This window comes from Streptomyces sp. NPDC006733, assembly GCF_040636125.1.
Taxonomy (GTDB): Bacteria; Actinomycetota; Actinomycetes; order Streptomycetales; family Streptomycetaceae; genus Actinacidiphila.
Window position 1 is genome coordinate 1 of sequence record NZ_JBEYJD010000062.1, and the last position, 13392, is coordinate 13392.

Here is a 13392-nt window from a genome sequence, read left to right on the forward strand (position 1 = left end):
CTCCGAAAACGGCTCTGGCCGCCGGTGGAAACCGGCGGCCAGAGCTTTCGAGCGGGGTGGGATCAGTTGTTGCCGGCGCCGTTGCCGGAGAGGACGGCCGCGCCCGGAGGGGGTGCGGGGTGTCGCCGCCCGCGCGACCGAGGCCCGACGGCGGTCAGTGGTCAGCGGTTGAGGCGCAGCGTCCAGATGATGCTCATCTCGCCGGTGACCGCGCCGTCCTCGCGGCGGATCGTGACGCGGACGGGGAACTCGGGGCGCTCGCCGGCGTCGAGTTCGGCGACGACCTCCGCGGCGGGGCGGCCGAGCTCGGCGGTGGCCGTGACCGCGCCCATCGCGAGCTTCGCGTAGCCGATCTCCGCGCGCACCGCGAGCGGCACGGCGCGGGAGAGCTGGTCGCCGAAGGCGCTCAGCACGATCGCGCCGCTGGCGGACTCGGCCAGGGTGAACATGGCGCCGGCGTGCGGGCCGCCGACGTGGTTGTGGAAGTCGGGCTGGTCGGGGAGCGTGACGACGGCACGCTCCGCGCTGGTCTCCCCGAACTGCAGGTTCAGGGTGCGGACCATGGGCACAGTGGCCGCAAGCAGTTCGCCGGTCGAAGGCAGGGTCTCGGACATGCCTGGATGTTACCAGTGAGTAGCCACTCCGCCCAGGGTGTTCGTACGGCGCCCAGCGCGAACTACCGACCAGTAACGAGGGGCGGCGTGGAACCGCGCGCCCCCACCCCCTAGTGTTTCTGGCCATGTGGCCAGGAGAGCAGCAGCCCGGGGGACAGCAGCACCCTCAGGGCCAGTACCCGCAGGACCCGAACCAGCAACCGCCGTACCAGGCGCCGTCGCCCTACCAGACGCCGTCCCCGTACCAGACCCCCGGCTACGGCTATCCGCAGCAGGCGCCGCAGCAGCCGCAGTACCAGCAGCCCGCGCCGCCGCCCGGCCAGCCTCCGCAGTGGGGTCCGCCCACCATGCCCGGCGGCCCCGGCCCCGGCGGCCCGCCGCCCGGCAACCGCAGGAACACGACGGTGATCGTGTCCATCGTCGCCGCCGTGGCGGTGATCGCGGCCGTGGTCGTCGGTGGCGTGTACCTGATGGGCGACGACAAGGACGACAAGGCCGCCGAGCCGACCAAGAGCCCGACGGTCTCGCAGAGCGCCACGCCGACGCCCACTCCCACCCCCTCGAACAGCGCGGCGGCCGCCGCCGGCGGGACCGGCGACGACTCGCGCGGCAACCCGGCCGACTTCGAGGTCAAGCCGGTCGTCCCGGGCTGGCAGGTCGTCCGGCGCACCGAGCGCAACGTCGCCTTCGACGTGCCCGCCAACTGGACACTGGCCAGCGAGGGCACCCTCATCGGCTTCGAGGACAAGGGCAAGCCCGCCGTCACCATGGGCGCGCCCGCGTTCTACAAGGAGAACTGGTGCGGTACGAGCGACCGTGCCGCGGTGGGGACCAAGGGCGCCAACGGCGCCAAGAGCGTCCAGGAGGCCGCTGAGGTCCAGGCCGAGTCCTGGGCGTACTGGGGGTACCAGGAGGACGGCAAGGTCACCGTCGCCAAGACCCCCGCCAAGCCGTTCAGCAACACGCACGGCATCACCGGCTTCGCCTCCTCCGCGACCGCCAAGAACGTGCCCAAGAAGGACAAGTGCTCCTCCGACGGCGTCGTCTACACGGTCGCCTGGGTGGACTCCACCAAGGCCCTGACCGTGTGGGTGCTCTACGCCGACCGCGGTGCGGGCGTCACCGACGGCGTGCCGGACGCGACCATCACCACCATCATGGGCAGCATCCGCGAGCTGAAGAAGAAGAGTTGAGCCGACGGCGGTGGGCCGCACGGGCCCACCGCCGAAATCCGGTGGCACCGCGGCGGACGGGCCGCGATAGTCGCCAGGTGACCTCTGCCGCCGCACCCCGCTCCCCCGGCCGCCGGCCCCGGCTGCCCTCCTGGGCCGGACGCAACTTCCAGCTGCTCACCGCGGCGTCGGTCATCACCAGCCTCGGCAACTCCGGGGCCCTCATCGCGGCGGCCTTCGCGGTCATCGAGTCCGGCGGCAGCGCCACCGACGTCGGCCTGGTCGCCGCCTCCCGCACGCTGCCGCTGGTGGTCTTCCTGCTCATCGGCGGAGCGCTCGCCGACCGGCTGCCCCGCAACCAGGTGATGGTCGCGGCCAACGTGCTCAACTGCGCCTCGCAGGCGGTCTTCGCCACCCTGGTGATCTCCGGGCACGCGCAGCTGTGGCAGATGGCCGCGCTCACCGCGGTCGGCGGCACCGCGCACGCGTTCTTCTCCCCCGCCTCCGAGGGGATGCTGCTGGCGACCGTCGACCCGGCCCACGCCAACAAGGCCTTCTCGGTCTTCCGGGTGGGCATGAACGGGGCGAACATCGGCGGCGCGGCGCTGGGCGGCGCCCTGGTCGCCGCCATCGGCCCCGGCTGGGTCCTCGCCGTCGACGCGGCCGCGTTCGCGGTCGCGGCGGTGCTGCGCGCGTTCCTCACCGGCACCCGGAACCTGCGCTCCGAGCCCGGCGGCGGCATGCTGCGCGACCTGCGCGAGGGCTGGCGCGAGTTCGTCTCGCGCCGCTGGCTGTGGGGCATCGTCGTGCAGTTCGCCGTCGTCAACGCGGTCTTCACCGCCTCCGAGGCGGTCTACGGGCCGCTGGTCTCGGAGGACCGCCTCGGCGGCGCCGGTCCCTGGGGGCTGGCGCTGGCGGCGTTCGGCGCGGGCACGGTGGGCGGCGGCGTGCTGATGATGCGCTGGAAGCCGCGCCGCATGCTGCTGGCCGGCACGCTCTGCGTCTTCGCGATGGCACTGCCGCCCGCCGCCCTGGCCCTGGTGGTGCCCGCGGCCGCGCTGGCGGCGCTGATGTTCGCGACCGGTGTGGCGGTGGAGGTCTTCGGGGTCGGCTGGATGCTCGCCCTGCACCAGGAGATCCCCGGCGACAAGCTGTCGCGGGTCTCCTCGTACGACTGGTTCGGCTCGGTGGCCATGGTGCCGGTCGCCACGGCGCTCGCGGGCCCCGCCATGAACACGCTCGGCCGGTCCACCGCCCTGTGGGGCTGTTCCGGGCTCGTCGTGCTGCTCACCGGCGCCGTGCTGCTGGTGCCCGAGGTCCGCGGACTGACGCGCCGCGAGACCTCCGCGGTCGTGGAGTCGGCGGCGGCCGTCCCCGGCGCCGCGCCGATCCCGGGAGCGTCGCCGCTGCCCGGCGCTGTCACCGCCGCCGGGCTGTCCCAGCCGGCTCAGCCGACGGTGAAGGCACCGTCCGGCGGCTCCGGTGACGGCACCGCCGTGGCGTCGTAGACCGGCGACGCCCCGGCCGCGAGGCGCGCGAGGGCGTCCCCGTCGACGACCCGGGCGGGGAACGCGTCGGCCGCCGTCAGCCGGGCGAGCCGGTCCAGCGGCAGCGGGTCGTGCGAACCGAGCAGCACGGCGTTGCCGAAGCGCCGGCCGCGCAGCATCCCCGGCTCCGCGATCACGCACAGGTGCTCGAAGACCTCGCGGGCGGTGGCGATCTGCGAGCCGAGGAACGCGAACGGCGCGGCGTCGGCGAGATTGGCCAGATACAGACCGCCCTTCGACCGCACCACGGACGCGGCCGAGCGCAGGAACTCCACCGTCGTCAGATGGGCCGGCACCCGCGAGCCGCCGAACACGTCCGCGACCAGGACGTCGGCGCTGTCCGGCGCCGCCCGCTCCAGCCAGCCGCGCGCGTCGTCGGTGTGCACCACGACCGCCGGATCGTCCACCGGCAGGCGCTCGGCGACCAGCGCCACCAGCCCCCGGTCGGCCTCCACCACGTCCTGCCGCGACCCGGGCCGGGTCACCGACAGCCGGCGCGGCAGGGTCAGCGCACCCCCGCCGAGATGCACCACGTCCAGCGGACGGCCCTCGTCGAAAACCGCCTCCACGGCGTGGTCCAGCCGCCGCACGTACTCGAACTCCATGTGGGCGGGGTCGTCGAGGTCCACGTAGGACTGGGGGGCGCCGTCCACGGTGAGCAGCCAGGCCCGCGCCCGGTCCACGTCGGGCAGCAGCTTGGCGGTGCCGAAGTCGACGGCACGGGTCACCGGTATCGGTTCTGGATCCACGGTGCCATTGTCCCAAGCCGGACGCCGCACAGGCACCGCCGCGAACCGGACGGGCGTGCGAAGCGGCCGGACGGACGGGTCGGACGGGTCGGACGGGTCGGACGAGGGACAGGCCGGCCGAACGGATCAGCCGGACCAGACGTTGCGGACCTGTTCGGCGTGCACCGCGCTCTGCGCGCGGCCGGCCCGTGCGGCGCCGGCCCGCCGGGAGGGATCGAGCACGTTGCGCCCGAACGCGGTCCGCGACGCCCGGTTCGGGGTGATCAGCACCACCTGCGCGCCCGCCGCCGCCAGCGCCGCGACCTGCGTCCGGGGCGCCGGGACCGGGCCGCCGCCGCGGGCGATCGGCGCGAGGACCACCACCCGCTCGTAGCCCTCCGCGAGATCGGCGTTGGCGCTGGACCGCACGCCCCCGTCGATCCAGCGCCGCCCTGCGGCGGTGATCGGCGGCCAGACGCCGGGTACGGCGCAGCTGGCGCTCACCGCGTCGACGACCCCGATGCCCGCGTCGCTGTCGAAGACGGTGAACTCGCCGTTCTCCGCGTCCACCGCCGTGACCAGCAGCCGCCGGTCCGGCCAGTCGTGCGAGACCAGCCGCCCGGCGATGGCCGCGCGCCGCTCCGCCTCGGGGGCGGTGCGCGCGGTCCGCGCGATGTGGCCCATGCGCATCAGGTAGGCCTGCGTGTCCTGCGAGCGGGCCGCGGCCCAGACGTACCGGGAGATGAGCCGGCCGCTGATGCGGGCGACGGCCTCCCCGCTCGGGTCGACGAGCTGGCGCTCGTACAGCTCCTCGACGCCCAGCCGGCCGGAGGTCAGCTGCGCCCCGACGATGGAGCCCGCCGAGGTGCCGACGACCAGATCGGCCGTGCCGAGGTCCACCCCGGCCTCCGCGAGACCGGCGATCATGCCGATCTCCCATCCGATGCCGGTCAGTCCGCCGCCGCCCAGTACCAGCGCTGTGCCCTTCATGCCCAGGATCCTCTCGCCACGGGGGCCGCGGCCGGGGCGGCTCCTGGGAACAGTTGACCAGCAGTGTGCCGTGTGCGCCGCGCGACGAACAGACGACGGGCCGTGCCCCCCGCACCCGATGGCGCGGAGGACACGGATCCGGACGGACCGCCGACCGTCACCGGCAGCCGGAGCCGGTCAGCCGAAGCCGGTCAGCCGGCGACGGCGGTGACGGTCCCCGCGCCGACCGTCCGGCCGCCCTCGCGGATCGCGAAGCCGAGCCCGACCTCGAGCGGTACGGGCCTGCCCAGCTCCACCGTCATCTCGGCGGTGTCACCCGGCAGCGCCACCCCGGCCGCGCCGAGGTCGACGTCCCCGACCACGTCCGCGGTGCGGATGTAGAACTGCGGCCGGTAGCCGGTGGCGACCGGGGTGCGGCGGCCGCCCTCGGCGGCCGGCACCACGTACACCCGCGCGGTGAACCGGGTGCTCTGCGTCACGCTGCCCGGCGCCGCCACGATGTGCCCGCGCCGCACGGTGTCCCGCTGCACCCCGCGCAGCAGCAGCGCGACGTTGTCGCCCGCCTGCGCGGACTCCATCGGCTTGCCGAAGGTCTCCAGTCCGGTCACCACCGAGGCGGTGTCCGCGCCGAGGACCTCGACCCGGTCGCCGACCCGCACGGTGCCGCGCTCGACGGCGCCCGTGACGACGGTGCCGCGACCGGTGATGGTCAGCACGTTCTCCACCGACAGCAGGAACGGCGCGTCGGTGTAGCGCACCGGCATCGGCACCCGGGTGTCGACGGCGTCGAGCAGCTCGCCGACCGCCGCCGTCCAGCGCGGGTCGCCCTCCAGCGCCCGCAGCCCCGACACCCGCACCACCGCGGCGGACTCCCCCGGGTACCCGTGCGCGCTGAGCAGCTCGCGCACCTCCAGCTCGACCAGGTCGGTCAGCTCGGGGTCCCCGGCGTCGGCCTTGTTGAGGGCCACGACGATGTGCTCGACGCCCACCTGGCGGGCGAGCAGCACGTGCTCGGCGGTCTGCGGCATCACGCCGTCGAGCGCCGAGACGACCAGGATCGCCCCGTCGAGCTGGGCGGCGCCGGTGATCATGTTCTTCACGTAGTCGGCGTGCCCGGGCATGTCGACGTGCGCGTAGTGGCGGGTGGCGGTCTCGTACTCGACGTGCGAGATGGTGATCGTGATCCCGCGGGCGGCCTCCTCCGGCGCCCGGTCGATCCGGTCGAACGGCACGAAGGTGCCGGTCCCGCGCTCCGCGAGCACCTTGGTGATCGCGGCGGTCAGCGTCGTCTTGCCGTGGTCGACGTGGCCCATCGTGCCGATGTTGAGGTGCGGCTTGGTGCGCACGTATGCCGTCTTGGACATGGGTGGTTCGCTTCTTCCTCGGAATTCCGCGCGACGCACCACGGTGTGGTGCTCGCGCACGGGAACACGGGGACCCCCTGGGCCGGACCGACCCTCCCCCTGCGGGGTCCGCCGGAATGTCCGGGGAGGGTCAGCGTCGGGCGCCGTCGAGGAACGAAGCGAGGGCAGCCTCCAGCGCGTCCGCGACTGCGGACGTAGCTGCGAAGGCGTACCGGTTCATGGAGCCGATGATCCGCCACGGGTCACCCGGACGTCGAACGGTTTTCGTCCACGGGGCTGCGGCTTCGCCTACAGGGCGCGTCGTTCTCGCCAACGCTCGGCCACGCACGGTAATCATGCGGTAGCTTTCACCAATTCGTGCCGGGCTCCAGGAGCGCGGCACGGCGCACCAGCAGTGACATGTCATGCCCCTATCTATTTAGTCGGAGTGGTCACGCAGTGAATGTTGTGCGGCGCCTGGGCGATTCGCCACAGGTTCGGGGATGCCTGAACGAGACCAACTGCCCGGATGTCTTCGAGCTGAGCACGGGTGATTTCGCCGTCATCGGGGAGGCGATGACCGAGCGGCTCCGCGGTCTGCTGCCGGCCGACGCGGGCGTGGGACCCCAGGAGCACGTCGTGGTGATTCCGCGCGACGTGCTCGTCAGGGCCCGGCGGGACATTCCCGAGGAATAGCGGGCGGACGCGGGCCGGGGGCGGGCGGACGCTCGCCCCCGGCCCTATCCGTTCCTCCGCAGCGGAATCGTGGTGAGGGCCGCCACGTACGCGCGCTCGACTATCTCGGAGAATTCCGCCTCGGCCGTGCCCGGCGGAATCTCCTGGGCCCGCGAGACGCGCAGGCTCTCCCAGAACTCGCGCCAGAGCCGGCTGGCGAACAGGTGCTGGAAGGATCCCTCGATCTGCGCCGTGGTGTAGCCGGTCTCGTAGGCCAACAGGTGCAGGGAGAGCACCTGGTTCATGTACAGGTACTGCTTGTTCCGCAGATCCGATCCGTCGGCGCTGTAGGACGGCCAGGTGACCGCCAGGTCGGGATCGTCCATCGCCATCCGGTGCAGCGACATGTGCAGGCCCCGCATCAGCGCCTCCGACGTGCGGTGGAGTTCACCGTTGGCCCGCCCGCTGACCTGGCACTGCTCCTGCAGGGCGTCCTGCTGGGTGCGCAGCGCCTCCCGGTGCAGCTCCACCTCGCGGTGCTGCACGCGGATGGCCCCGGCCATGTAGACGAGCACCGCGGTCGAACTCACCGCCGAGGCGGCACCGAGCGCCTGACCCGCGTTGCTGCTGTTCTCGCTCTGCAGCCATGGAATGTGAACGAGCAGCAGGCTGAGCGCGACGCACGAGCAACAGGCCACCACTGTTGCGACCATGGCAAGAGAAACCTGCTTGGCGCGGGTGTTCACCGATTTCTCACCCCCCGGAATGCCGACCCAAGGCGAATTCCCTGCGATCAGTATCCGTCGGCCGGTTGCCGCGAACGGGAAAGGGATACGGACGCCGGCGCTCCAGAACCTCCGCGCCGGCACCGCGGCACGGGAACCGGTGCGGTCCCTGGTGCTCCTGCGCCATGGTGCGTCGCCTGCGTTCCGGCCGCGTCGCGCCAGAGCCGAGTACGCGGTCGCACGGGCCGTACCGGCCGGTAGCCCCGATCCGCGCCACGCCCCCGTGCGACCGCCGTGCGCCCCCGCTTTGCAGGACCGGCCGCTCGCCCGACGACCGGGGCACCCGTGGTCCCCGCGTCGCGGGCCGCGCGGTGCCGGCGGCGGAGCGGGGACGGGCGCCCGCCCGCTCCGGTTGTTCGACGGTCTCGGTTAGGCTCCTTTGATGCTCGACCGCCTCCCCACGCCCGACGGCCCCGCCGTACGGTGCGCCCGTGCGCTGCGATCGCCGTGGGCGCGGCTGGCCCTGCTGGTCGCGCTGCTCGTCGGCGCCGCCACGGCCGTCCTGCTCTGGCAGCCGCAGCACCTGATCATGGACGGCTGGCCCCAGTTGTCGGGCGCCGCCGCGGTGGCGCTCTTCGGGGCCGCGTACGGGGTGTGCGCGTTCGCGTTCGTGCCCCGCCCGCTGCTCAACGTGGCGGCGGGCGCCCTGTTCGGGACTCAGGGCGGGCTGGTCTCCTCGCTGGCCGGCACCGTGCTGGGCGCCGGGCTGTCGTTCTGCGTGGGCCGCCTCCTGGGCCGCGACGCGCTCCGACCCCTGCTGCGCGGGCGTCTGATCACTTCGGTGGACCGGCAGTTGAGCCGGCACGGCTTCCGCAGCATGCTCGCGATCCGGCTCTTCCCCGGCGTCCCGTTCGCCGCCGCCAACTACTCCGCGGCCGTCTCGCACATGCGCCTGGGCCCGTTCCTGCTGGCCACCGCGCTCGGCAGCATCCCCAACACGGCCGCCTACGTCATAGCGGGCAGCCGCGCGTCGTCGCCGACCTCACCGGCCTTCCTGCTGGCCATGGGGTTCATCGCGCTGACCGGCGTGGTCGCCACCCTGGTCGCCGCCCGCGCCCGCCGCTCCCGGAACTCCAGGTCGTCCGGCTGACGTTCGCACGCCGCCTTCCACCGCCCGACGATCACAAGGACCTGTGCCACCGCTCATGAGCTGGTTCGAATCCATCATTCTCGGCCTCGTCCAGGGGCTGACCGAGTTCCTCCCCATCTCCTCCAGCGCGCACCTGCGCCTGACCGCGGCCTTCGCGGGCTGGCACGACCCCGGCGCCGCCTTCACCGCGATCACCCAGATCGGCACCGAGACCGCGGTCATCCTCTACTTCCGCAAGGACATCGGCCGGATCATCTCCACCTGGGCCCGCTCGCTGGTCGACCGGCGGCTGCGCGCCGAGCCCGATGCCCGCATGGGCTGGCTGGTGATCGTCGGCAGCATCCCCATCGGCGTACTCGGGCTGCTCTTCCAGGACGCCATCAACGGCCCCTTCCGCGACCTGCGCCTGATCGCCACCACTCTGATCGTCATGGGCCTGGTCCTCGGCACCGCCGACCGCCTCGCCGCCCGCGGCGGCGCCGACCAGGGCGGCCGGCACCGCGCGGCGCCGCCGCGCAAGACGCTGCACGACCTCACCACCCGCGACGGCCTGATCTACGGCCTCTGCCAGGCGATGGCCCTGGTCCCCGGCGTCTCCCGCTCCGGCGCCACCATCAGCGGCGGCCTCTTCCTCGGCTACACCCGCGAAGCCGCCGCCCGGTACTCCTTCCTGCTCGCCATCCCCGCGGTCCTGGCATCGGGGGTCTTCGAGCTCAAGGACGTCGGAGGTGACTCACATCTCGCCTGGGGGCCGACGATCCTCGCCACGGTCATCGCGTTCGCCGTCGGGTACGCCGTCATCGCCTGGTTCATGCGGTACATCTCCACCAAGAGCTTCATGCCGTTCGTCATCTACCGCGTCGTCCTCGGCATCGTGCTCTTCGCGCTGGTGGCGACCGGTGTGGTGGACGCCCGGGCGGCCGTCTTCGAGTAACGCCGGGAGCAGCGCCGTGCGTGCCGCGCCGCCCGACCGGAGCCCGCCGGTCCGCGTCGCCCGGCCCCCCGAGGGCCAGGCGACGCGCCGACCGGCTTCCCTTTCGCAGCGTGACCCTTCGCACACGCCGTTCTGCCCGCATTGGTCGTAGCCGCCCTCCGGCGCCCCGTAACCTGTTTGGTATGCAAGCAACACCCGTCGCCGAGGCGAACGACGCCCTCCGCGCCTACCTTCACGCGCACGGCTCCCGTGCCTGGACCCCGGCCGAGCTCGCCGAGCTCGAGCGCCTGCGGTCCGCGTTCCTGGCTGCGCAGCGCGCCCACTACCGGAAAGCCGCATAGCGGCTGACCTTCCCGCCGGGCCCGCCGTTCACCGGCCGCCCCGCACCCGACGACCGTCCGCCGCCCGTACCGCATGCCGGTACGGGCGGCTTCTGTGTGCGGGGCCTCCGGGTGCGGAACTGCTGCCTACGGGGCTGCTGCCTCACAGCCCCGCGCTTTGACGGTCCCCGCGCCCGCGGCACATCCTTGACGCGTGCCGCTCGTTGAGCTGATCAAGGGAGGTCTGGACCACACAGCCTCCCCACGACGAGCCTCCGTACGCGACGAGTTGGGGAGATCCCATGACCGACGAGAACAGCGGCCCGGCCCCGCGGGTGCTGACCGACGACGAGCTCTCCGCCCTGCTGGCGGCGCACCAGTTCGGGATCCTGGCCAGTATCAAGCGCAGCGGGCACCCGCATCTGACGACCATGCTCTACCACTGGGACCCGCAGGCGCGGATCGTCCGCTTCTCGACCACCGCCGACCGGGTCAAGGTGCGCCAGCTCAGGAACGACCCGAGGGCCGCGCTGCACGTCTCCAGCGAGGACCACTGGTCGTTCGCCGTCGCGGAGGGCGACGCCGAGGTCTCGGAGATCACGACCGTGGCGGGCGACGCCGTCGGGCGCGAGCTGCTCTCCATGCTGCCGGCCTCGGCCCGCCTGGCGGACGACGAGCCCTTTCTGGCGCAACTCGTCGCGGAACAGCGGCTGGTCATCCGGTTGAAGGTCAACCGGCTCTACGGCACCGCTCTCGACGTCACCGGCTAGCGCGAGCGGGACCTGCACGAACTGCGGGACCGGGGGGACCGGCGGGACCTGTCGGGCGCACAGGTCCCGCCGGGTCTACCAGCGCTCGGGGTGACGCAGCGCGGGCGGCAGCTTCGTCGCGGCATCCCCGCGCGCCGCGTCCAGTTGCGACTGGATGAGGAACACGGCCCCGGTGAGGTCGGCACCGCGCAGGTCGGCGTCCCGGAAGTCGGCGCCGATCACGTCGGCCATCCGCAGGTCGGCGCCCGCCAGCTCCGCACCGATGAGGTACGCCCCACGCAGGTTGGCCCCCCGCAGGTCGGCGCCCTTCAGCTTGGCGCCGATGAGATCGGCTCCCCTGCGGTCCTTCTTCCTGCCCCCGACCCCGGCCCGGACGAGTTCACTGGCACGCAGCAGCAGGGCGTTGACGTCGCGCCGGTGGGCCGGCACGTCCAGCTCCATGAGGAGCTCGGGGTTGTACCAGGTGAGGCGCTCGGTCTCGCGCAGCGCGGCGTCGAGCTCGGCGTGCAGGGAGCGGGCCGGCCGCAGCGTCAGCGCCTCGGTCAGGTACCACAGCAGCTCGTGCAGGTCCCGCATGACGGGGAAGACCCGGAACATCTGCTGCGCCGTGCGCGGTGCCTGCCGCCAGTCCTGGCCGCCGAAGGTGACCTGCGAGACCTGCTGCCCGGCGCCGAAGCAGTCGTAGACGGTGCAGCCGCGGAAGCCCTTGTCCCGCAGGCGGGTGTGGATGCCGCAGCGGGAGTCCTGCTGCAGGTTGGGGCAGGCCTGACCCGCGCTCTTGTCGATCGCGAAGTCGACCGAGGCGGAGAACGCCGGCACGACGCAGCACAGCGCGAAGCAGTTGCCGCAGTCCGCCCGCAGGGCACTGGGCTCCGGCGCGGGCCCCGCGTGCTGTACGGGCCCCGCATGCTGTGCGCCCGGCGTACGTGCGCGGTTCTCGGACAACGTGCTCGGTCTCCTGTACGCAGCAACCGTGCCACCCCTCCCGCCGGCTCATCGCCGCAGGCCGGGTCCGGCACTCTCACCTCGCACTCTATCGAACAGCAGCCGAGCGGCCATTCCACCCGGTCACGTCGCACGGATCACTTCGCCCGGAGGCCGTAGGCGACCTCGTACGCGTACTGCCACGTTCTGGGGCCGGTGCGGCCGTCGGCCGGGCCGAGCACGGAGAGGTAGTGCTGCTGCAGCGCCTTGACCTTGATCAGGTCCAGCTGCGACATGGTCCGGCTGGGCCCGACCTTGTACGGCGGCCCCCAGGCCCCGCGCTGCAGCCACGTCTGCAGGTGCAGGGCGTGGTCGCTGGTCGCGCCCAGGACGAAGTACTGCCGCCCGGGGAACGGGGGCGCGCCCGGTGCCGACTGCGGAGCGCAGTGGTACGAGGCGACGGCCCGGCCGCCACGGTGGTCCGCTGGATCGGCGGTGGGCGGGCACACGCCGTCCGGGAAGCGCGGGGCGAAGTAGCCGACGACGCGGGACGAGCGGCGCGCGGTGGTGTGCGACCAGACACCGTTGCCCTGACCGTTGTCGGACGCACCCGCCTTGATCGAGTTACCGCCCTTGGTACGGATGTTGACGGCGTCGAAGCCGGTCACCATCTCGGTGTGGGCGCCGTTGCCGAGGTTCACCCAGGCGCCGATGCTCGGGTACTCGCTCCACTGCCCGCGCTGCCGCGCCCAGGCGGTGAAGGCCGAGACATTGTCGACCTTGGGCACGATCGAATCGAACCCCATGTCGTGGTACATGTCCCATTCCCACATGACGCACCACGAGTAGCCGTCCTCACCGAACTCCCGGCCGAATTCCGTGTGGTTGTCCCAGCCGTCGCGGCTGTTCCATCCCTCGTAGGCCCGCTCCGGGACCGCCATGACGTGATCCATCAACTGATTCCACTGCGCTGTTGCCATCGTGCTCCTACGAACGAACTACACGCCGAACATACGTACTCGCGAGGGCCGACTATTCGAACTCTTGAGTCCGGCCCCCCGCCCACGGGAATTCGAACGTCCTCGATCACGCCGCATCGGGACGATCCCTCCGTGATCCTGCCCAGGTGGCGGCACATCGTAATCGCGAACAGGAGGGCGAAGAGCGGACCGCGGAGCGTAGAGCGGGAATACCAGGGCCGTCCCGAGATCGCATATGCCGTTCCTGACCGTTGGATTCCGATCGGAGCACGGGGCCCATAGTCTTATCGCATGCGCGGCAGCCTCTCGACCCATGCGAATGATCGACTGCGCGCCTATGTTCAGGCGCACGGCAACCGATCCTGGACACCCGCAGAACTCAAGGAACTCGCCCAACTCCGGGACGCCTATCTGACGGCGCGCCGCGCGGAACGCGCGAGCGCCGCATAACCCTGACCCAGGGCCAATGCTTTCCGCATGCGACCCGTCATCGAGTATCCGCAGACCGCGAACGTGCCCC

Annotated in this window: 15 protein-coding genes; 8 read left to right on the plus strand and 7 right to left on the minus strand. The window is 72.5% G+C overall.

The window, feature by feature from the left end:
* Window positions 1-161 precede the first annotated feature (161 nt).
* On the minus strand, window positions 162-614 hold the full coding sequence (locus ABZ721_RS36145) for a DUF4442 domain-containing protein (RefSeq protein WP_358793033.1): 453 nt from the start codon (window positions 612-614) through the stop codon (window positions 162-164).
* Between the two features lie 125 nt (window positions 615-739).
* Here ABZ721_RS36145 and ABZ721_RS36150 point away from each other — a divergent pair, with 125 nt between their 5' ends.
* Both ABZ721_RS36150 and ABZ721_RS36155 read left to right on the plus strand, forming a co-directional pair.
* Entirely contained in the window at window positions 740-1807 is a 1068-nt protein-coding gene (locus ABZ721_RS36150; protein WP_358793034.1) for a hypothetical protein, read from the plus strand.
* Between the two features lie 77 nt (window positions 1808-1884).
* A complete protein-coding gene (locus ABZ721_RS36155; protein ID WP_358793035.1) occupies window positions 1885-3294 on the plus strand; it encodes an MFS transporter in 1410 nt (469 codons plus the stop codon).
* Here the strand turns inward: ABZ721_RS36155 and ABZ721_RS36160 are convergent.
* The 3 genes from ABZ721_RS36160 to tuf form a co-directional block, all read right to left on the minus strand.
* Window positions 3234-4082, minus strand: coding sequence for a fused MFS/spermidine synthase (locus ABZ721_RS36160; protein WP_358793036.1), 849 nt, complete (start codon window positions 4080-4082; stop codon window positions 3234-3236). The two genes, ABZ721_RS36155 and ABZ721_RS36160, sit on opposite strands and share 61 nt — an antisense overlap.
* A 126-nt stretch (window positions 4083-4208) precedes the next feature.
* Entirely contained in the window at window positions 4209-5051 is an 843-nt protein-coding gene (locus ABZ721_RS36165; protein ID WP_358793037.1) for a patatin-like phospholipase family protein, read from the minus strand.
* Between the two features lie 191 nt (window positions 5052-5242).
* The gene (gene tuf / locus ABZ721_RS36170) at window positions 5243-6415 is read right to left on the minus strand and encodes an elongation factor Tu (protein WP_358793038.1); all 1173 of its coding nucleotides are present in this window, start codon (window positions 6413-6415) and stop codon (window positions 5243-5245) included.
* Window positions 6416-6853: 438 nt separating this feature from the next.
* Here tuf and ABZ721_RS36175 point away from each other — a divergent pair, with 438 nt between their 5' ends.
* A complete protein-coding gene (locus ABZ721_RS36175) occupies window positions 6854-7090 on the plus strand; it encodes a hypothetical protein (protein WP_358793039.1) in 237 nt (78 codons plus the stop codon).
* Window positions 7091-7134: 44 nt separating this feature from the next.
* On the opposite strand, the gene ABZ721_RS36180 is transcribed toward ABZ721_RS36175, so the two are convergent.
* Entirely contained in the window at window positions 7135-7782 is a 648-nt protein-coding gene (locus tag ABZ721_RS36180; protein WP_358793040.1) for a DUF6082 family protein, read from the minus strand.
* A gap of 454 nt (window positions 7783-8236) precedes the next feature.
* On the opposite strand from ABZ721_RS36180, the gene ABZ721_RS36185 reads away from it, so the two are divergent.
* The 4 genes from ABZ721_RS36185 (at window position 8237) to ABZ721_RS36200 (ending at window position 10968) form a co-directional block, all read left to right on the plus strand.
* Window positions 8237-8944 carry a TVP38/TMEM64 family protein gene (locus ABZ721_RS36185; protein WP_358793041.1) on the plus strand — a complete coding sequence of 236 codons (708 nt, stop codon included), beginning with the start codon at window positions 8237-8239 and terminating at the stop codon, window positions 8942-8944.
* Window positions 8945-8999: 55 nt separating this feature from the next.
* Window positions 9000-9878, plus strand: a complete 879-nt coding sequence (locus ABZ721_RS36190) for an undecaprenyl-diphosphate phosphatase (protein ID WP_358793042.1) — start codon at window positions 9000-9002, stop codon at window positions 9876-9878.
* Between the two features lie 182 nt (window positions 9879-10060).
* Window positions 10061-10219 carry a hypothetical protein gene (locus ABZ721_RS36195; protein ID WP_269276199.1) on the plus strand — a complete coding sequence of 53 codons (159 nt, stop codon included), beginning with the start codon at window positions 10061-10063 and terminating at the stop codon, window positions 10217-10219.
* Between the two features lie 281 nt (window positions 10220-10500).
* A complete protein-coding gene (locus tag ABZ721_RS36200) occupies window positions 10501-10968 on the plus strand; it encodes a PPOX class F420-dependent oxidoreductase (RefSeq protein ID WP_358793043.1) in 468 nt (155 codons plus the stop codon).
* A gap of 75 nt (window positions 10969-11043) precedes the next feature.
* On the opposite strand, the gene ABZ721_RS36205 is transcribed toward ABZ721_RS36200, so the two are convergent.
* Complete coding sequence (locus tag ABZ721_RS36205) at window positions 11044-11829, minus strand: pentapeptide repeat-containing protein (protein ID WP_358793068.1); 786 nt, start codon at window positions 11827-11829, stop codon at window positions 11044-11046.
* A gap of 221 nt (window positions 11830-12050) precedes the next feature.
* Complete coding sequence (locus ABZ721_RS36210; RefSeq protein ID WP_358793044.1) at window positions 12051-12845, minus strand: hypothetical protein; 795 nt, start codon at window positions 12843-12845, stop codon at window positions 12051-12053.
* A gap of 318 nt (window positions 12846-13163) precedes the next feature.
* Between ABZ721_RS36210 and ABZ721_RS36215 the strand changes: the two genes are divergently transcribed.
* Window positions 13164-13322, plus strand: a complete 159-nt coding sequence (locus ABZ721_RS36215; RefSeq protein ID WP_358793045.1) for a hypothetical protein — start codon at window positions 13164-13166, stop codon at window positions 13320-13322.
* The last annotated feature ends 70 nt before the right edge of the window (window positions 13323-13392 follow it).

What these genes read in the sequence shown, in the direction of transcription:
- ABZ721_RS36180 (WP_358793040.1), bottom strand. Translation starts at nt 7,782, where the DNA reads ATGGTCGCAACAGTGGTGGCCTGTTGCTCGTGCGTCGCGCTCAGCCTG.
- ABZ721_RS36150 (WP_358793034.1), top strand. Translation starts at nt 740, where the DNA reads ATGTGGCCAGGAGAGCAGCAGCCCGGGGGACAGCAGCACCCTCAGGGC.
- ABZ721_RS36210 (WP_358793044.1), bottom strand. Translation starts at nt 12,845, where the DNA reads ATGGATCACGTCATGGCGGTCCCGGAGCGGGCCTACGAGGGATGGAAC.
- ABZ721_RS36200 (WP_358793043.1), top strand. Translation starts at nt 10,501, where the DNA reads ATGACCGACGAGAACAGCGGCCCGGCCCCGCGGGTGCTGACCGACGAC.
- ABZ721_RS36190 (WP_358793042.1), top strand. Translation starts at nt 9,000, where the DNA reads ATGAGCTGGTTCGAATCCATCATTCTCGGCCTCGTCCAGGGGCTGACC.
- ABZ721_RS36145 (WP_358793033.1), bottom strand. Translation starts at nt 614, where the DNA reads ATGTCCGAGACCCTGCCTTCGACCGGCGAACTGCTTGCGGCCACTGTG.
- ABZ721_RS36185 (WP_358793041.1), top strand. Translation starts at nt 8,237, where the DNA reads ATGCTCGACCGCCTCCCCACGCCCGACGGCCCCGCCGTACGGTGCGCC.
- ABZ721_RS36195 (WP_269276199.1), top strand. Translation starts at nt 10,061, where the DNA reads ATGCAAGCAACACCCGTCGCCGAGGCGAACGACGCCCTCCGCGCCTAC.
- tuf (WP_358793038.1), bottom strand. Translation starts at nt 6,415, where the DNA reads ATGTCCAAGACGGCATACGTGCGCACCAAGCCGCACCTCAACATCGGC.
- ABZ721_RS36165 (WP_358793037.1), bottom strand. Translation starts at nt 5,051, where the DNA reads ATGAAGGGCACAGCGCTGGTACTGGGCGGCGGCGGACTGACCGGCATC.
- ABZ721_RS36215 (WP_358793045.1), top strand. Translation starts at nt 13,164, where the DNA reads ATGCGCGGCAGCCTCTCGACCCATGCGAATGATCGACTGCGCGCCTAT.